This window comes from Streptomyces sp. NPDC019890 (assembly GCF_044903445.1).
GTDB lineage: Bacteria > Actinomycetota > Actinomycetes > Streptomycetales > Streptomycetaceae > Streptomyces.
Map to the genome: position 1 here is coordinate 474,083 of NZ_JBJDQK010000002.1, position 14,999 is coordinate 489,081.

A 14,999-nucleotide genomic window follows, 5' to 3' on the forward strand; every position below is an offset into this window, starting at 1 on the left:
GCCGCCCCTTGACCGGGGGCGGGCCCGGGCGGGCTACCGGTGCTGGCAGACGGGGCACCAGAAGAGATTGCGTGCGGCGAGACCGGCGGTGCGGATCTCGCCGCCGCAGACATGGCAGGGCAGGTGTGCCCGGCGGTAGACGTAGACCTCGCCACCGTGGTCGTCGACGCGCGGCGGGCGGCCCATCGCCTCGGGAGTGTGTTCGGGGCGGACGGTGTCGATGCGGTTGTTCCGTACGCCCTCGCGCATCAGCTCGACGAGGTCCGTCCAGATCGCGGTCCACTCGCCGTGGGTGAGGTCCTTGCCCGCGCGGTAGGGGTCGATGCCGTGCCGGAACAGGACCTCGGCACGGTAGACATTGCCGACACCCGCGATGATCTTCTGGTCCATGAGCAGTGCGGCAACGGTCGTACGGGATCGGGAGATACGTTCCCAGGCCCCATCGGGGTCGTCGGCGAGCCGCAGCGGGTCGGGGCCGAGGCGGTCGTGTATCGCCTGCTTCTCCGGGTCGGTGATCAGTGCGCAGGTGGTGGGGCCGCGCAGATCGACGTACGACTGCGGGTTCGCGAGCCGCAGCCGGACGGTGTCGGTCGGCGGGGGCGCGGGGGCGTCGCCGAAGTTCACCTTGCCGAAGAGGCCGAGGTGGATATGGACCCAGCCGAGCGGGCCGAAGCCGAGGAAGAGGTGCTTGCCGTGCGCCTCGGCGCTCTCGAGGATCTGGCGGTCGAGGAGAGCGGCCGCGTCCGAAAACTTGCCCTGCGGGCTGCTCACCCGGACCTGCCGGTCCAGAAAACGCTCGCGGTGATCCTCGGCGAGGCGGTGAATCGTGTGCCCTTCGGGCAAGGTGCGCTCCTGAGTGGGATCCTCGAGCACCGGACGGGCGGTCGGCCCACCCGGCGCCCGGCGCTCGAGGGCAAGACACAGCATGCCCGCCCGGCGCGACGGCCAGGCGGTCAGGCTCGTCCGGCGCCCCGGCACCGAGGGCGGGGGCGAAGCCCCGGGTCAGCCCTGCGGGTGGTGCGCCGGGATCGGGGGGAGCTCGCCGGTGGTCTCGTACGCGGAGAGCATGTCGATCCGGCGCGTGTGACGCTCCTCACCCGAGTAAGGGGTGTTGAGGAAGATCTCGACGAACTTGGTCGACTCCTCCAGCGTGTGCATCCGGCCGCCGACGGCCACGACGTTCGCGTTGTTGTGCTCACGGCCGAGAGCGGCGGTCTGCTCACTCCAGGCGAGGGCGGCGCGCACCCCCTTGACCTTGTTCGCGGCGATCTGCTCGCCGTTGCCGGAGCCGCCGATCACGATGCCGAGACTGTCCGGGTCCGCAGCCGTCTTCTCGGCCGCACGCAGGCAGAACGGGGGGTAGTCGTCCTGGGCGTCATAGATGTGGGGACCGCAGTCGACGGGCTCGTGGCCGTGGGCCGTGAGCCACTCGACGAGGTGGTTCTTGAGTTCGAAGCCGGCATGGTCGGAACCGAGGTACACGCGCATGTTCCGAGTGTGGCACGGGGGTGGCTGGGTAGCGGTGACCGGGGTCAGGACCTGTCGGGGTCACCGGCCTCCGCTTATCGCCCGGACCTAACGATCCGAAAACGGGACTTCACACATCTGGAGTCGCGGGTTTGAATGCGGGGGCTCGTGACCCGAGTGCTCTCAAACCTAAGGATTCGTCCATGACCTCGCAGCAGACCCTCATAAAGGAAGGCGAGCAGGCCGGTACAACCGGTAAGCCGCAGGCCTCCGACGGTCTCCAGGCCGGACTCAAGAACCGGCATCTGTCCATGATCGCCATCGGCGGTGTGATCGGCGCCGGACTGTTCGTCGGCTCCGGTTCCGGTATCGCCGCGGCGGGCCCGGCCATCCTTCTGTCGTACGCACTCGTGGGCGCTCTCGTCGTCTTCGTGATGCGGATGCTCGGCGAGATGGCCGCCGCCAACCCGACCTCCGGCTCCTTCTCCGCCTACGCGGACCGGGCGCTCGGCCGCTGGGCCGGGTTCTCGATCGGCTGGCTGTACTGGTTCTTCTGGGTCGTGGTGCTGGCGGTCGAGGCGACGGCCGGCGCGAAGATCCTGGAGGGCTGGATTCCGGCGGTCCCGCAGTGGGGCTGGGCGCTGATCGTGATGGTGGTGCTGACGGCGACAAACCTCGCCTCGGTGTCGTCGTACGGCGAGTTCGAGTTCTGGTTCGCGGGCATCAAGGTCGTCGCGATCGCCGCCTTTGTGGTGATCGGTCTGCTGGCCGTCTTCGGCGTGCTGCCGGGCTCCGACAACCCGGGCGCGGGCTTTGCGCATCTGACGGACGCCGGCGGATTCATGCCGCACGGTGCGGGCGCGATTCTCACCGGTGTGCTGATGGTCGTCTTCTCCTTCATGGGCAGCGAGATCGTGACGCTGGCAGCCGGCGAGTCGGAAGACCCGCAGCGGGCCGTCACCAAGGCCACGAACAGCGTGATCTGGCGGATCGGCGTCTTCTACCTGGGCTCCATTTTTGTGGTGCTGACGCTGCTGCCGTGGAACGACAAGTCGATCGTCGACAAGGGCTCGTACGTCGCCGCGCTCGACTCGATCGGCATCGCGCACGCCGGGCAGATCATGAACGTGATCGTGCTGACCGCTGTTCTGTCCTGCCTCAACTCGGGTCTTTACACCGCGTCCCGGATGGCGTTCTCGCTGGGGCGGCGCGGCGATGCGCCGAAGGTCTTCGCCCGTACGAACGCGCGGGGCGTGCCGCGGGCGGCCATCCTCGGCTCGGTGGTCTTCGGCTTCCTCGCCGTCTTCTTCAACTACAAGTGGCCGGACACCGTCTTCGCGTTCCTGCTGAACGCGTCCGGCGCGGTCGCGCTGTTCGTGTGGCTGGTCATCTGTGTCACCCAGCTGAGGATGCGCGGGATCATCCTGCGCGAGTCGCCCGACAGGCTGGTCGTGCGGATGTGGCTCTTCCCGTATCTGACGTGGCTGACCATCGCGATGATCCTCTTCGTGCTGGGCTACATGGTCTACGACGGCGGCGATGCGCGGGAGCAGGTGCTGCTGTCGCTGCTGGTGGCGGCCGTGGTGATCGCGATCGCGGTGGGTCGTGAGTGGCTCGGGCGTGCGTCGGCGGGCGTAGAACTGGATCAGAGCGGTGTGAAGGACTCGGTCACCCGGTCGTAGGTGGTCAGCGCGTCGGGCCGGGCGGCGGCGTCGTACCAGATGTTGAGCTGGTACGACTTGCCGCCGGCGGTGAAGCCCAGCTGGCGGGCGCGCCAGGGTGCGCCGTCCTGCGTGAAGACGTACTCCCAGATGATCGCGGATTCGCCGCGGAAGGCGGTGCGTTCCAGGCGGAGCTTGCGGTAGCCGGGGGCGTCGTGGCTTTCGCGCTCGAACTGCTGCCATTGGGTGAGGAGATCGCCGCCTCGTGCGAGAGCGTACGAGGCGGCGATTTCTTGTTTCCCGTCGGGCGAGTGGTAGTGGACGTTGGAGGGGCTTTTCGCGCTGCGGGTCCAGGCTTTGGGGGGCGCCCAGGCGAAGCCGGTCTCGCTGCGGGTGCCGGGGGGTGGGGTGGTGGGGGGTGCTTGGGAGGTGCCGGCCACGGTGGGGGGTGGCGTGTTGGCTTCGAGGCTGGTGTGGGGGTGCCGGTCCTGACCTTGGTCCTGGTCCTGATCCTGGGAGGTGAGGACGAGGACGACGGTGACGGTGACTGCGGCGAGGGCGGCGGTGGCGGTTGCGGTTGCGGTTGCGATGAGGGTGCGGGTGCGGGGCCTCGGGACGGCGGCGGGCTCCGCGTGCGGGGTGCGGGGAGTTTGTTCACCCACCCCGCCCCTTCCCTGAACCGGGGGCAAGCCCCCGGGCCCCCGGGTTGCGTGCCCCTGCGTACGTGCGGCGTCGCGCTCCGTCTCGCCCGGCGCGGGCGCGGGTGTCGGGCCGTCCGCCGGAGGGGCGGGCTCCGCGGGCGCGGGTGCGGGCTCGTGCTCACGCGGGCCCGGCGCGGGCTCCACGAGTGGCGCAGGCGGCAGTGGCAGTGGGGACGGGACCGACACCGTCGGGACGTACGTCGAGGCCGCCCTCGTCAGCATCGTCTCCAGTGCGTCCAGCGCCGGGCGCGCCTCCGGGTCCTTCACCAGCAGCGACGCCAGCACCGGGGACAACGGGCCCGCGCTTGGTGGGAGTTCGGGCTCCTCGTACAGCACCGCGTGGAGCGTCGCCAGCGTCGTCGGGCGGGCGAAGGGGGACTGGCCCGCCACCGCCGCGCACAAGGTGGCGCCCAGCGACCAGAGATCCGACGCCGGGCCCTGCGGGCGGCCGCCCACCCGTTCCGGGGCCATGTAGTCCGGGGAGCCGACCAGCATCCCCACCACTGTCAGGGCTGTCGCGTCCTGGATCGCGGCGATGCCGAAGTCCGTCAGGACCACCCGGCCGGACCGGCCCAGCAGCACGTTGCCGGGCTTGATGTCACGGTGCAGCACTCCCACCGCGTGAACCTCGCGCAGCGCCGCCACCACGCCGAGGCCGATGCGCGCGGCCTCGCGCGGGGACAGCGGGCCGTCCTCCACCAGGAGACGTTCCAGGGAGCGGGATTCGACGAGCTCCATCACGATCCACAGCCGGTCGCTCTCCTCGACCACGTCGTAGACGCGCACCACATTGGGGTGGTCGATACGCGCGGTCGCACGCGCCTCGCGCAGGGTGCGTTCACGGCGGATACGGGTGTCCTCCGCGTCCGCATCGTCCATCCGCATCTCTTTGACCGCGACCGGCCGGTCAAGCATGACATCGGCCGCACGCCACACCCGCCCCATTCCCCCCTGCCCAATGCTTTCGTCCAGCCGGTAACGCCCCACCACCAATAGCCCTGGAATACCCGGCATTCCCTTCCTCCCCGTCGTACCCCTCTGTGACCAGGACAGAAGCATGAACTTTCCCCCATGACAGCATAGTTCGCCGCAATCTTGTGGAACCCTTCTCGTACGCACTGCCCGATGTGCATCAAGGGGGCTGGGAAATGCAGGGATTGAAAAGGCACGGAAAATACTCGGGGGTATTCGTCGCGGTCATTGCGGCGGCCGTACTGACTCTTCCGCTCAGCGCGCACGCCGCCGACGACCCCACGCCCGGGAGCAGCAAGGGTGGCTCCCCCGGGCCCGCCGCACCCGCGGACGTGAAGATCACGACCGAGCTGCCGGGGAAGATCAACGTCGACAACAAGAGCCAACAGACCTCCCTGACAGCGAAAGTCAAGAACAGCGGGAGCAAGGACAGCGGACCCATCACCCTCTCCGTCGTCGGGTTCGACGGCATGCGCATCACCGGCGTCGAGGGCTGCGCGCCCATCCCCGAGGCACGCCTGCCTCAGGGCTCCAACAGCGGGTTCGCCTGCGTCATCGACAACCTCGCGGCGGGCAAGGACCGTTCGTACCGGATCGCCGCGACCTTCGATCTGCACAGGACCGGCAAGATCTGCCTCCCGGTCACCGTCGGCACCGGTGACAAGCTGCTCTGGCAGCAAGGACCCGTCCCCTTCGGCACATCGCAGCCGACACCCAACGCCCCCGACACCCCCCTGCTGCTCGGCACTGAGAACGTGCCCTTCGGGCCGGAGAAGCCACCGGCCGCCGAGTTGCCGCGCACCGGCACCCCGGACGGCACACTGCCGCTCGGCCTGGCCGCACTCGCGCTCCTCGCGATCGGCGGCACCGGGATCTGGTGGACGACCCGGAGCGAACGGTAAGCAAATGGGCCCGCGACCTTCATTGGCCGCGGGCCCGGTTCGCAGGTTGACGGCTTTCAAGAGTTGGCAGCGGCTGCCAGGTGTGCAGAGGGCTGCCGGCGTTGTCAGCCCCGCCGGCCGATGAGCTTCCAGGCTGCGGGCAGCGCGCCCATCGCCAGCGCGGCGGGACGCCGACCGCGAGGGGCGGGCTCCGTAGAGACTGTGGGGTCCCACCAAAGCGCCTGCTGCGGCGCCGCTGAGTACGGCGGTACGCGAGGGGCGGGTGGGACGTGAGTAAGTGTTCACCTTGTGTGAGCATCGTGCCCGTATAGCGGACATTCGTTCCTCGTGAGCGGACCAACGCCCAGACTGATCACTTCCCCCTCAGCTAGTGAACAGGGCATGCCCATGTCTCGGACCTCCGCGCCCGCGCCCGTCGACCAGCAGGCCGACGCATCGCTCTCGCACGGACTCAAGCAACGCCATCTCTCGATGATCGCCCTCGGCGGCGTCATCGGCGCCGGACTCTTCGTCGGATCCGGCGCGGGCATCGCCGCGGCCGGCCCGTCCATCGTCATCGCCTATGCGATCTCGGGACTGCTCGTCATGCTCGTGATGCGCATGCTCGGCGAGATGTCGGCGGCAAACCCGGCGTCCGGCTCCTTCTCCGTGCACGCCGAGCGCGCGATCGGCCCCTGGGCGGGCTTCACGGCGGGCTGGGCGTTCTGGTTTCTGCTCTGTGTGGCCGTCGGCCTCGAAGGAATCGGTGCCGCGAAGATCATGACGGGCTGGCTGCCCGGCACCCCCGAGTGGGCGTGGGTCGCCCTCTTCATGCTGGTCTTCTGCGGCACCAACCTGGCCGCGGTGAAGAACTTCGGCGAGTTCGAGTTCTGGTTCGCGGCGCTCAAGGTCGGCGCGATCACGCTCTTCCTGGCCGTCGGCGTGCTGGCGATCCTCGGCATCCTGCCGGGCACCGACGCACCCGGCACGGCCAACCTCACGGGCGACGGCGGCTTCATGCCGAACGGCTCCGAAGGCCTCGTCGTCGGTCTGCTCGCCTCCGTCTTCGCGTACGGCGGCCTGGAGACGGTCACCATCGCGGCGGCCGAGTCCGAGCACCCCGTGCAGGGCGTCGCCAAGGCCGTGCGTACGGCGATGTGGCGCATCGCGATCTTCTACATCGGCTCGATGGCGGTCATCGTCACGCTGGTCCCGTGGGGCGACCCGAAGGTCGTCGAGAAAGGTCCGTACGTCGCGACCCTGGACCACCTGGGCATCCCCGGCGCCGGGCAGATCATGAACGTCGTCGTGCTGGTCGCCCTGCTCTCGGCGATGAACGCCAATGTCTACGGCGCCTCCCGCATGGCCTGTTCACTGGTGGCCCGCGGCCAGGGCCCGAGGGCGCTGGGGCGGACCTTCAGCGGGGTGCCGCGTACCGCCGTGCTGGTCTCGTCCGTCTTCGGCTTCGCGTGTGTGCTGCTCAGCTACTGGCGGCCGAACGACGTCTTCATGTGGCTCCTCAACATGATCGGCGCGATCATCCTGGTCGTCTGGATCTTCATTGCCGTCTCGCAGCTGGTACTGCGCCGCCGCACGGAGCGCGAGGACCCGTCGAAGCTGGTCGTGAAGATGTGGCTGTACCCGGTGCTGACATGGGTGGCGCTGGCGGGGATGGCTGCGGTGTTCGTACTGATGGCGCGCGAGCCGGACACCCGTACGCAGCTGTACTACTCGGGCGGGCTGACGCTGGCACTGGCGGTTGTCGGGTACGTGCGCCAGGTCGCTTCCCGCGGGGACGCGGAGGCGGTCGGTACGCAGGCGAGCGTCGACTGACCAGGCCGTAACGGCGCAGCACACAGGACCCCGGGCCACCACGGGCCCGGGGTCCTGCGCGTCCGGGAGGCCACTGACACTCCGGAGTCCCAGGACCAACGCCTGATCATCACCCGCCCCTTCTGCTGCTAACGTGCACTTGCATATGATGTGCAATAAGCAGTGCGAGGGACCGGAGAGACATGGCCATTTACACGCTTCCTGAACTTCCGTACGACTACGCGGCGCTCGAACCGGTCATCAGTCCGCAGATCATCGAGCTCCACCACGACAAGCACCACGCGGCCTACGTCAAGGGCGCCAACGACACCCTCGAGCAGCTGGCGGAGGCCCGCGACAAGGAGCAGTGGTCAACGATCAACGGTCTGGAGAAGAACCTCGCGTTCCATCTCTCCGGCCACATCCTGCACTCGATCTACTGGCACAACATGACAGGCGACGGCGGCGGCGAGCCGCTGGAGAAGGACGGCGTGGGCGAACTCGCCGACGCGATCGCCGAATCCTTCGGCTCCTTCGCCAAGTTCAGGTCCCAGCTGACCAAGGCGTCGGCGACCACGCAGGGCTCGGGCTGGGGCGTTCTCGCGTACGAGCCCGTCAGCCGCCGGCTGATCGTCGAGCAGGTCTACGACCACCAGGGCAACGTCGGCCAGGGCTCGGTGCCGATCCTCGTCTTCGACGCCTGGGAGCACGCCTTCTATCTGCAGTACAAGAACCAGAAGGTGGACTTCATCGAGGCGATGTGGCAGGTCGTCAACTGGCAGGACGTGGCGAAGCGCCATGCCGAGGCGAAGGAGCGCACGCCGCTGATCGTGCCGTAGGCCATGGATCGTCCTGCTCGTGATCGTCTTCTCAACCTTCACCTGCAGGCGGAGTGACGAAGGGCCCCCGCGAGGACGTGACTCGCGGGGGCCCTTCCCTGCGCAGGCCGGTCAGGGACCGTGCGGCGCCGAGCTGTCAGTCGAAGCTCGGGCCGGCGGTGCGCGTCCGCTTGATCTCGTAGAAGCCGGGGATGGACGCCACCATCAGCGTGCCGTCCCAGAGCTTTGCCGCCTCTTCGCCCTTCGGGGCGGGAGTGACGACCGGGCCGAAGAAGGCGAGCTGCTTGCCGTCCGCGCCCGGGACCGCGATGACCGGGGTGCCGACCTCCTGGCCGACCTTGTCGATGCCCTCCTTGTGGGAGGCGCGCAGCTCGGTGTCGTACGCGTCCGAGTCGGCGTAGTCGAGCAGATCCGCGGGCAGGCCGACCTCCTCCAGCGCACCCGCGATCGCCTCGCGGGTCGCGCCCTCGCCGCGGTTGTGGAAGCGGATGCCGAGCGCGGTGTAGAGCTTGCCGAGCACCTCGTCGCCGTACTTCTGCTGTGCGGCGATGACGACCCGGACCGGGCCCCATGCCTGCTTCATGCCCTCGCGGTACTTCTCCGGGAGCGTGTCGAGCTTGGGTTCATTCAGCACGGCGAGACTCATCACGTGCCAGCGGACCTCGACGTCGCGGAGCTTTTCGACCTCGAGCATCCAGCGGGAGGTCATCCAGGCCCACGGGCACAGGGGGTCGAACCAGAAGTCCACGGGTGTCTTGCCGTTCTCGGACATGCTTCTCCTCATCAGGGACGTCGTGCGCCTCGAACGGGCAAACGCCACCTGCCGCCGGTCGATTCCCGGATACCGCGTGCCAGGAGCACATGGGAGGATCGGTCCTGTTCGAACGAGACACGAAGGAGTGCCCGTGCCCGGTGAGAATCTGTCCCGCGACGAGGCCCGCAGGCGGGCCGAGCTGCTGTCCGTCGACGGGTACGAGGTGGCCCTCGACCTGCGTTCCGCGGTCGGCGAGGCGCCAGAGGGCTCCGGGCCCCGCACCTTCCGTTCGGTGACGACGATCCGCTTCCGCTGTGCGCAGCCGGGCGCCTCGACCTTCGCGGACCTGATCGCGCCCGCGGTCACCGAGGTGACGCTGAACGACGAGAAGCTGGATCCGGTCGCGGTCTTCGACGGCTCGCGGATCGCGCTGAGCAATCTCGCCGAAGAGAACGTGCTGGTGGTGGATGCGCAGTGCGCGTACAGCCGTACGGGTGAGGGGCTGCACCGGTTCGTCGACCCGGAGGACGGCGAGGTCTATCTCTACACGCAGTACGAGCCGGCCGACGCCCGCCGGGTCTTCGCCAACTTCGAACAGCCGGACCTGAAAGCGCCGTTCCGCTTCGAGGCGACCGCGCCGGAGGGCTGGACCGTCTGGAGCAACGGCGAGGGCGCGCGGGACGAGGACGGGGTGTGGCGCTTCGCCGGGACGAAGCCGATCTCGACGTACATCACGGCGGTCGTGGCCGGTCCGTACCACTACGAGACCGACATCTACACCCGCACCTTCGACGACGGGACGACGCTGGAGATCCCGCTCGGCGCGATGTGCCGCAAGGGGCTCGCCAGGCACTTCGACGCCGACGACATCTTCCTGGTGACGAGGCAGGGACTGGACTTCTTCCACGACCACTTCGACTACCCGTACCCCTTCGGGAAGTACGACCAGGCGTTCGTGCCCGAGTACAACATCGGGGCGATGGAGAACCCGGGCTGTGTGACCTTCCGCGAGGAGTTCATCTTCCGGGGGAAGGTGACGCAGGCGTCGTACGAGCGCCGGGCGAACGTCATCCTGCACGAGATGGCGCACATGTGGTTCGGCGATCTGGTCACCATGGTGTGGTGGGACGACCTGTGGCTGAAGGAGTCCTTCGCGGACTTCATGGGCTCCTTCTCGATGGTGGGGGCGACCCGCTTCGCCAACGGCTGGATCACCTTCGCCAACAACCGCAAGTCGTGGGCGTACCGGGCGGACCAGCTGCCGTCGACGCATCCGGTCACGGCCGACATCCGTGACCTGGAGGACGCGAAGCTCAACTTCGACGGGATCACGTACGCGAAGGGCGCGTCGGTACTGAAGCAGCTGGTGGCGTACGTCGGGCAGGACGCGTTCCTGGAGGGCGCGCGGCGCTACTTCAAGCGCCACGCCTACGGCAACACGCGCCTGGCCGATCTGCTCCTGGTCCTGGAAGAGGTCTCCGGCCGTGACATGGCGTCCTGGTCGCGGTCCTGGCTGGAGACCGCGGGCGTCAACTCCCTGACTCCCGTGGCGACTTACGACGCGGGCGATCGGATCACCGAGCTCGCGGTGGGGCAGGACGGCGATGAACTGCGGCCGCACCGGGTGGCGGTCGGGCTGTACCGGAACGAAGGGACGGACCTGGTGCGTTACGCCAGGGCCGAGGTGGACGTCACCGGTCCGCGGACGGTCGTCGAGGCGCTTGCGGGCGCCGAGCGGCCCGACCTGATCCTGGTCAACGACGACGATCTGACGTACTGCAAGATCCGCTTCGACGAGGGCTCGCTGGCGACGCTGCGGGCGCGTCTCGGCGCCATCACGGACCCCCTGGCGCGGGCACTGTGCTGGTCGGCGCTGTGGAATCTGACGCGGGACGCGCTGATGCCGGCGCGGGACTTCGTCGACCTGGTGCTGCGGTTCGCGGGGCGGGAGTCCGACATCGGGGTGCTGCAGATGCTGCACGCGTGGGCGCGTTCCGCCCTGGTGCACTACGCCGCGCCACAGTGGCGCGAGGAGGGCGGACGGCTGCTCGCGCAGGGCGCGCTGCGTGAGCTGCGGCTGGCCGAGCCGGGCAGCCAGCACCAGCTGACGTGGGCGCGGTTCTTCGCGGCGACGGCGACGTCGGCGGCGGATCTGCAGCTGCTCGACGGGCTGCTCAACGGCACGGCGAAGATCGACGGGCTGGACGTGGACCAGGAGCTGCGCTGGGCGTTCGTGGAGCCGCTGGCGTCGCACGGGGTGGCGGACGAGTCCTTCATCGCGGCGGAACTGGCCCGCGACGACACGGCCTCGGGCAAGCGCCACCAGGTGCGCTGCCTGGCGGCGCGGCCGTCGGCGGCGGTGAAGGACCAGGCGTGGGCGCAGGTCGTGGAGTCGGACTCGCTCTCCAACGCACTGGTGGAGGCGACGATTTCGGGCTTTGTGCAGCCGGGGCAGCGGGAGCTGCTGGCGCCGTACGCGGCGAAGTACTTCGATGCGATCGAGCGGGTGTGGCAGGAGCGGTCGATCCAGATCGGCATGGACGTGGTGAAGGGCCTGTTCCCGAGCCTGCAGGACGACGAGTCGACGCTGACGGCGACGGACGGCTGGCTGTCCACGCACACGGGGGCGGCCCCGGCCCTGCGCCGTCTGGTGCTGGAGGCGAGGGACGATCTGGCGAGGGCGCTGCGGGCCCAGGCATGCGACGCGGCGTCGGGCGCGGCCTGAGGGATTTTGCCCACCCCACCCCGCCCCTCAGGGGCGGGGTGGGGAACAGGCCCCCCGGCACCACGCTCGGCGGCGCGAAGCCGCCAGTCCCCGGCGCCGGGCGCGCCCCGCACACCCCCCACCGCTCCCGCGCGCCCCGCGCCCTTTCGGCAGTCGAACGCCCGTACTTTAGGGCTGCCTTGTCCCGAAATGTCGACGAGACTGTAACAGCGGGTAGGAAGCGGGCCGGACGCGGGCATTCCCGTCCCATGAACCACAACACCCCTCTCTCCCCCCTCCCCCTCAGCCACCTCGCCGACGTCCAGCGCCGCGTGCTGTCCTCCGCGCAGCTCCGCGCGCACGGGGTCTCCGCCGCGCGGACCGCCTCGCAGTGCCGGCCCGGGGGTCCCTGGCAGTTGTTGTTGCCGGGGGTGTATCTCCTGCACCCCGGCCCGCCCACCAGCGAGGAGCGGCTGCACGGCGCGCTGCTGTACGCCGGGCGGCCCGCCCTTCCCGCGCAGGGTGAGGCACGGAGCGCACCCGGCTTCGGCGAGGCCATGATCACCGGGCTCGCCGCGCTCGCGCTCTATCAGTTCTCGTCGGCCCCGCCGCTGCTCTCCCTCGACCGGATCGACGTCCTCGTGCCCCGCACCCGCCGTCTCCGCTCGACCGGATGCGCCCGGCTCGTACGCACGCACGGGATGCCCGGACCGAGAGAGATCACGGGCGTACCCGTCGCCCCCGTCCCCCGCGCCCTCGCGGACGCCGTCACGCAGGTCGCCGACCCCGACGCCGTACGCCGCCTCCTCACCGAGGCCGTCAGCGGCGGGCACTGCGAACCCGCCGCCGTCGTCAAGGAGTTGAGCCGTGCCCGGCTGCTGAGCCGCCCCCACGTCGTCGGCGCCGTCGACTCGCTCCTCGCCGAGGGACGCGCCCTCGCGGAGGAGCGGCTGTACGAGCTGGTGCGTACGCAGCAACTCCCCGAACCGGTGTGGAATGTGGACCTGCGCCTCCCCGGCGGCCCCCATCTCGGCGGAGTCGACGCCTACTGGCCCGGCCAGGCCGTCGCCGTCGAGCTGGACACCCGCGCGCCCCGCCACGGCGAGGACGCCCTGTGGTCGGAGTACGCCCATAAGCGCGAGCATCTGGAGCGGCTCGGCATCACCGTCGTGCACCTCACGCCGAAGAAGCTGCGGGAGTCGCCGGAGCAGCAGGCGACCGTCGTCCGCACCGCCCTGATGGCGGCGGTGGAGCGGGACCCCGCCGCGTACGTCGTGGTCCTCCCGCGCTGAGCCGCGGCCCGGTCACAGGCGAGGAAGTGCCGGCCGGCTATCGGCTGGTTCCGGCGAGCCGTCCGGCCGGCGGCCTGGAGCGCCACAACTCCAGGCCGATGTCGACGAGTTCGACCCGTTCGAGAGCGGTCACCGCCTCCAGCGGATGCCAGGCGGCCAGGTCCGTCGACCCGTCCGTCTCATGGCGCAGCTCGCCGCCGGTGATCCGGCCCTCGTACACGATGCGCAGCCCCTGGAAGTCGGCAAACGCTCCGAGTTTGCGCGGGTACTGGCGGCGGATGGAGTCGAGGCCGAGCAGTGCGGTCATCTCGGCTGCGTAGCCGGTCTCCTCCTCGACCTCGCGGACCACGGTGTCGAGGGGGTCCTCCCCGTGGTCCATGCCGCCGCCGGGCAGCGTCCACTTCTTGGCGCCGTCGCGCGCCACCCAGCGGGCGAGCAGGATCTCGTCGTCCCGTACGCACACGGCGTACGCCGCGACCCTCAGTTCCCTGTTCCGCAACTGCTTGTTCATGCGGTGAGGTTAGAGGGGTGCCTGAACGCTCGGGTTGGCGGGCGAGTACTCGGGGGCCGACCAGCGCAGTGGACTGGCCGCCTCGGTCTGGACGACTTCCTCGACGGTGAAGACGGTGCTGCGGCCGCCGGTGTCCGAATAGTCGGTGTGCGCGGTACCGGTGAGCTGGAGCGTTGTGCCACCGGCCCAGTCCAGCAGCAACAGTCCTGCGCGCGGGTCGGCCTCCAGGTTGCCCAGCGTCAGGAACATCGCATTGCCCGGGTAGTCCTGCCAGCTGAGCGTGGTGGGCGACGTGACGCGTACGAAGCCGGGGTTGCCGCCACGATGGCTGGCGTCGACGCCGTCCGGCGTGCCGGTGGCGATGAAGAAAGTGTCGGCGGCGCGGATGAACTCCTGCTGGCCGGGGTCCAGTTGTCCCGCGCGCCTGGCGGCACCGGTCTGCTCGCCGCCGCCCCCATCCGGCTCGTACAGCTCCCGCTTCTGCAGGTACTTGGGGCAGTTGGCGAAGACCCGCTCCGCCTCGATCACGAGACCGCGGGCGGACGGGCGGGCCGTGCCGCCCAGCCGCATCCGGCGGCGGGTGCGCGGATCGAGCACGATCGTGCCGACGGGCAGCGGGCCCGCGGCGAGTGCGCCGGCGAGCGGGTCCGCCCGGTGCACGCGGCCGGTGACCGAGACGGAGTGCGCCCCCGTGGCCCGCATGAAGCCGGGCGGACCGCTGAGCAGCGAGGCCCACATCCGGCCCGCCGGGTCCGCCGCGCCGAGCACCAGCATGGGCTGAAGCCCCAGGAAGGCGGCGGCGACCGGTTTGATGCCGTCGCCGATGGAGCGGCCGACGTGCGCGGCCTGGTCGCTCACGCCCAGGCGCCGCTGAACGGCGAGCGAGCCGTGGTGGTACGGCTGCTGATACGGGTCCACGGTGGCCGCTCCCTAGAAAAAGCCGCAGGTGGGCGCTGCGGCGGTGGGCACCGGGGCGCCCTCGGCGCCGGAGGGGGCGTAGATCTCGAGACGGGTGCCGTCCGGGTCGTGGAAGAAGATCCCGCCGGAGGCCGCGCCCTCGCCGTGGGCGACCACGCCCTCGTACGCGAAGTCGACGCCGAGGGTCTTCAGCCGCACCTCGGCGGCCCGGACCTGCTCGATGGATTCCGCCTCGAAGGCGAGGTGGTGCAGCCCCGCGAGTGCGGGTGCATACGCCCCGTCCGCCTGCTGCCAGAGCGTGAGGACGAGCTGACCGTCCCGGCCGAGGAAGGCGAAGCGACGGTCGTCCTCCTTGCCCTGGCCGAGCAGGTCGAAGCCGAGGACGTCCCCGTAGAAGGGGAGCGAACGATCGAGGTCGGTGACATTGAGGCCGATATGGCCGGTACGCAGAGCGCTGGTCGCCGTCATGGCACACCTCTCGGAAGGT

At 69.8% G+C, this 14,999-nt stretch carries 13 protein-coding genes; 6 read left to right on the forward strand and 7 right to left on the reverse strand.

Translation table 11 applies throughout. The features are described 5' to 3' along the window. Positions 1-33: 33 nt before the first annotated feature. Both ACI2LP_RS06545 and ACI2LP_RS06550 read right to left on the reverse strand, forming a co-directional pair. Positions 34-843 (reverse strand): Fpg/Nei family DNA glycosylase, encoded by an 810-nt coding sequence (locus tag ACI2LP_RS06545; protein WP_404723420.1) that lies wholly within the window; start codon positions 841-843, stop codon positions 34-36. A 159-nt stretch (positions 844-1,002) separates the two neighbouring features. Next, entirely contained in the window at positions 1,003-1,488 is a 486-nt protein-coding gene (locus ACI2LP_RS06550) for a ribose-5-phosphate isomerase (protein WP_404723421.1), read from the reverse strand. Positions 1,489-1,670: 182 nt separating this feature from the next. Here ACI2LP_RS06550 and ACI2LP_RS06555 point away from each other — a divergent pair, with 182 nt between their 5' ends. Further along, positions 1,671-3,149 carry an amino acid permease gene (locus ACI2LP_RS06555; protein ID WP_404723422.1) on the forward strand — a complete coding sequence of 493 codons (1,479 nt, stop codon included), beginning with the start codon at positions 1,671-1,673 and terminating at the stop codon, positions 3,147-3,149. Here ACI2LP_RS06555 and ACI2LP_RS06560 read toward each other — a convergent pair. Beyond that, positions 3,113-4,888, reverse strand: a complete 1,776-nt coding sequence (locus ACI2LP_RS06560; RefSeq protein ID WP_404723423.1) for a serine/threonine-protein kinase — start codon at positions 4,886-4,888, stop codon at positions 3,113-3,115. The two genes, ACI2LP_RS06555 and ACI2LP_RS06560, sit on opposite strands and share 37 nt — an antisense overlap. A gap of 89 nt (positions 4,889-4,977) precedes the next feature. Between ACI2LP_RS06560 and ACI2LP_RS06565 the strand changes: the two genes are divergently transcribed. The 3 genes from ACI2LP_RS06565 (at position 4,978) to ACI2LP_RS06575 (ending at position 8,333) form a co-directional block, all read left to right on the forward strand. Then, positions 4,978-5,703, forward strand: coding sequence for a hypothetical protein (locus ACI2LP_RS06565; RefSeq protein ID WP_404723424.1), 726 nt, complete (start codon positions 4,978-4,980; stop codon positions 5,701-5,703). 387 nt (positions 5,704-6,090) lie between these two features. Next, positions 6,091-7,515 carry an amino acid permease gene (locus tag ACI2LP_RS06570; RefSeq protein WP_404723750.1) on the forward strand — a complete coding sequence of 475 codons (1,425 nt, stop codon included), beginning with the start codon at positions 6,091-6,093 and terminating at the stop codon, positions 7,513-7,515. A 182-nt stretch (positions 7,516-7,697) separates the two neighbouring features. After that, the gene (locus ACI2LP_RS06575; RefSeq protein WP_404723425.1) at positions 7,698-8,333 is read left to right on the forward strand and encodes a superoxide dismutase; all 636 of its coding nucleotides are present in this window, start codon (positions 7,698-7,700) and stop codon (positions 8,331-8,333) included. Positions 8,334-8,469: 136 nt separating this feature from the next. Here the strand turns inward: ACI2LP_RS06575 and ACI2LP_RS06580 are convergent, their stop codons facing one another. Next, a complete protein-coding gene (locus ACI2LP_RS06580) occupies positions 8,470-9,105 on the reverse strand; it encodes a DsbA family protein (protein ID WP_404723426.1) in 636 nt (211 codons plus the stop codon). 127 nt (positions 9,106-9,232) lie between these two features. Between ACI2LP_RS06580 and pepN the strand changes: the two genes are divergently transcribed. Together pepN and ACI2LP_RS06590 are read left to right on the forward strand one after the other, a co-directional pair. Then, entirely contained in the window at positions 9,233-11,812 is a 2,580-nt protein-coding gene (gene pepN, locus ACI2LP_RS06585) for an aminopeptidase N (RefSeq protein WP_404723427.1), read from the forward strand. Positions 11,813-12,060: 248 nt separating this feature from the next. Beyond that, the gene (locus tag ACI2LP_RS06590; RefSeq protein ID WP_404723428.1) at positions 12,061-13,083 is read left to right on the forward strand and encodes a hypothetical protein; all 1,023 of its coding nucleotides are present in this window, start codon (positions 12,061-12,063) and stop codon (positions 13,081-13,083) included. Between the two features lie 37 nt (positions 13,084-13,120). Here ACI2LP_RS06590 and ACI2LP_RS06595 read toward each other — a convergent pair whose 3' ends face one another. The 3 genes from ACI2LP_RS06595 to ACI2LP_RS06605 are packed head-to-tail and all read right to left on the reverse strand — an operon-like array spanning position 13,121 to position 14,980. Beyond that, a complete protein-coding gene (locus tag ACI2LP_RS06595) occupies positions 13,121-13,594 on the reverse strand; it encodes an NUDIX hydrolase (RefSeq protein WP_404723429.1) in 474 nt (157 codons plus the stop codon). Between the two features lie 9 nt (positions 13,595-13,603). Then, positions 13,604-14,512 carry a pyridoxamine 5'-phosphate oxidase family protein gene (locus tag ACI2LP_RS06600; protein WP_404723430.1) on the reverse strand — a complete coding sequence of 303 codons (909 nt, stop codon included), beginning with the start codon at positions 14,510-14,512 and terminating at the stop codon, positions 13,604-13,606. A gap of 12 nt (positions 14,513-14,524) precedes the next feature. Continuing rightward, a complete protein-coding gene (locus ACI2LP_RS06605; RefSeq protein ID WP_360876089.1) occupies positions 14,525-14,980 on the reverse strand; it encodes a VOC family protein in 456 nt (151 codons plus the stop codon). Positions 14,981-14,999: the final 19 nt, after the last annotated feature.

Excerpts from the sequence above, each read along its gene's own strand:
- ACI2LP_RS06575 (WP_404723425.1), top strand. The coding sequence starts at position 7,698 with ATGGCCATTTACACGCTTCCTGAACTTCCGTACGACTACGCGGCGCTC.
- ACI2LP_RS06590 (WP_404723428.1), top strand. The coding sequence starts at position 12,061 with ATGAACCACAACACCCCTCTCTCCCCCCTCCCCCTCAGCCACCTCGCC.
- ACI2LP_RS06580 (WP_404723426.1), bottom strand. The coding sequence starts at position 9,105 with ATGTCCGAGAACGGCAAGACACCCGTGGACTTCTGGTTCGACCCCCTG.
- ACI2LP_RS06595 (WP_404723429.1), bottom strand. The coding sequence starts at position 13,594 with ATGAACAAGCAGTTGCGGAACAGGGAACTGAGGGTCGCGGCGTACGCC.
- ACI2LP_RS06565 (WP_404723424.1), top strand. The coding sequence starts at position 4,978 with ATGCAGGGATTGAAAAGGCACGGAAAATACTCGGGGGTATTCGTCGCG.
- ACI2LP_RS06550 (WP_404723421.1), bottom strand. The coding sequence starts at position 1,488 with ATGCGCGTGTACCTCGGTTCCGACCATGCCGGCTTCGAACTCAAGAAC.
- ACI2LP_RS06555 (WP_404723422.1), top strand. The coding sequence starts at position 1,671 with ATGACCTCGCAGCAGACCCTCATAAAGGAAGGCGAGCAGGCCGGTACA.
- ACI2LP_RS06570 (WP_404723750.1), top strand. The coding sequence starts at position 6,091 with ATGTCTCGGACCTCCGCGCCCGCGCCCGTCGACCAGCAGGCCGACGCA.
- ACI2LP_RS06560 (WP_404723423.1), bottom strand. The coding sequence starts at position 4,888 with ATGCTTCTGTCCTGGTCACAGAGGGGTACGACGGGGAGGAAGGGAATG.
- ACI2LP_RS06605 (WP_360876089.1), bottom strand. The coding sequence starts at position 14,980 with ATGACGGCGACCAGCGCTCTGCGTACCGGCCATATCGGCCTCAATGTC.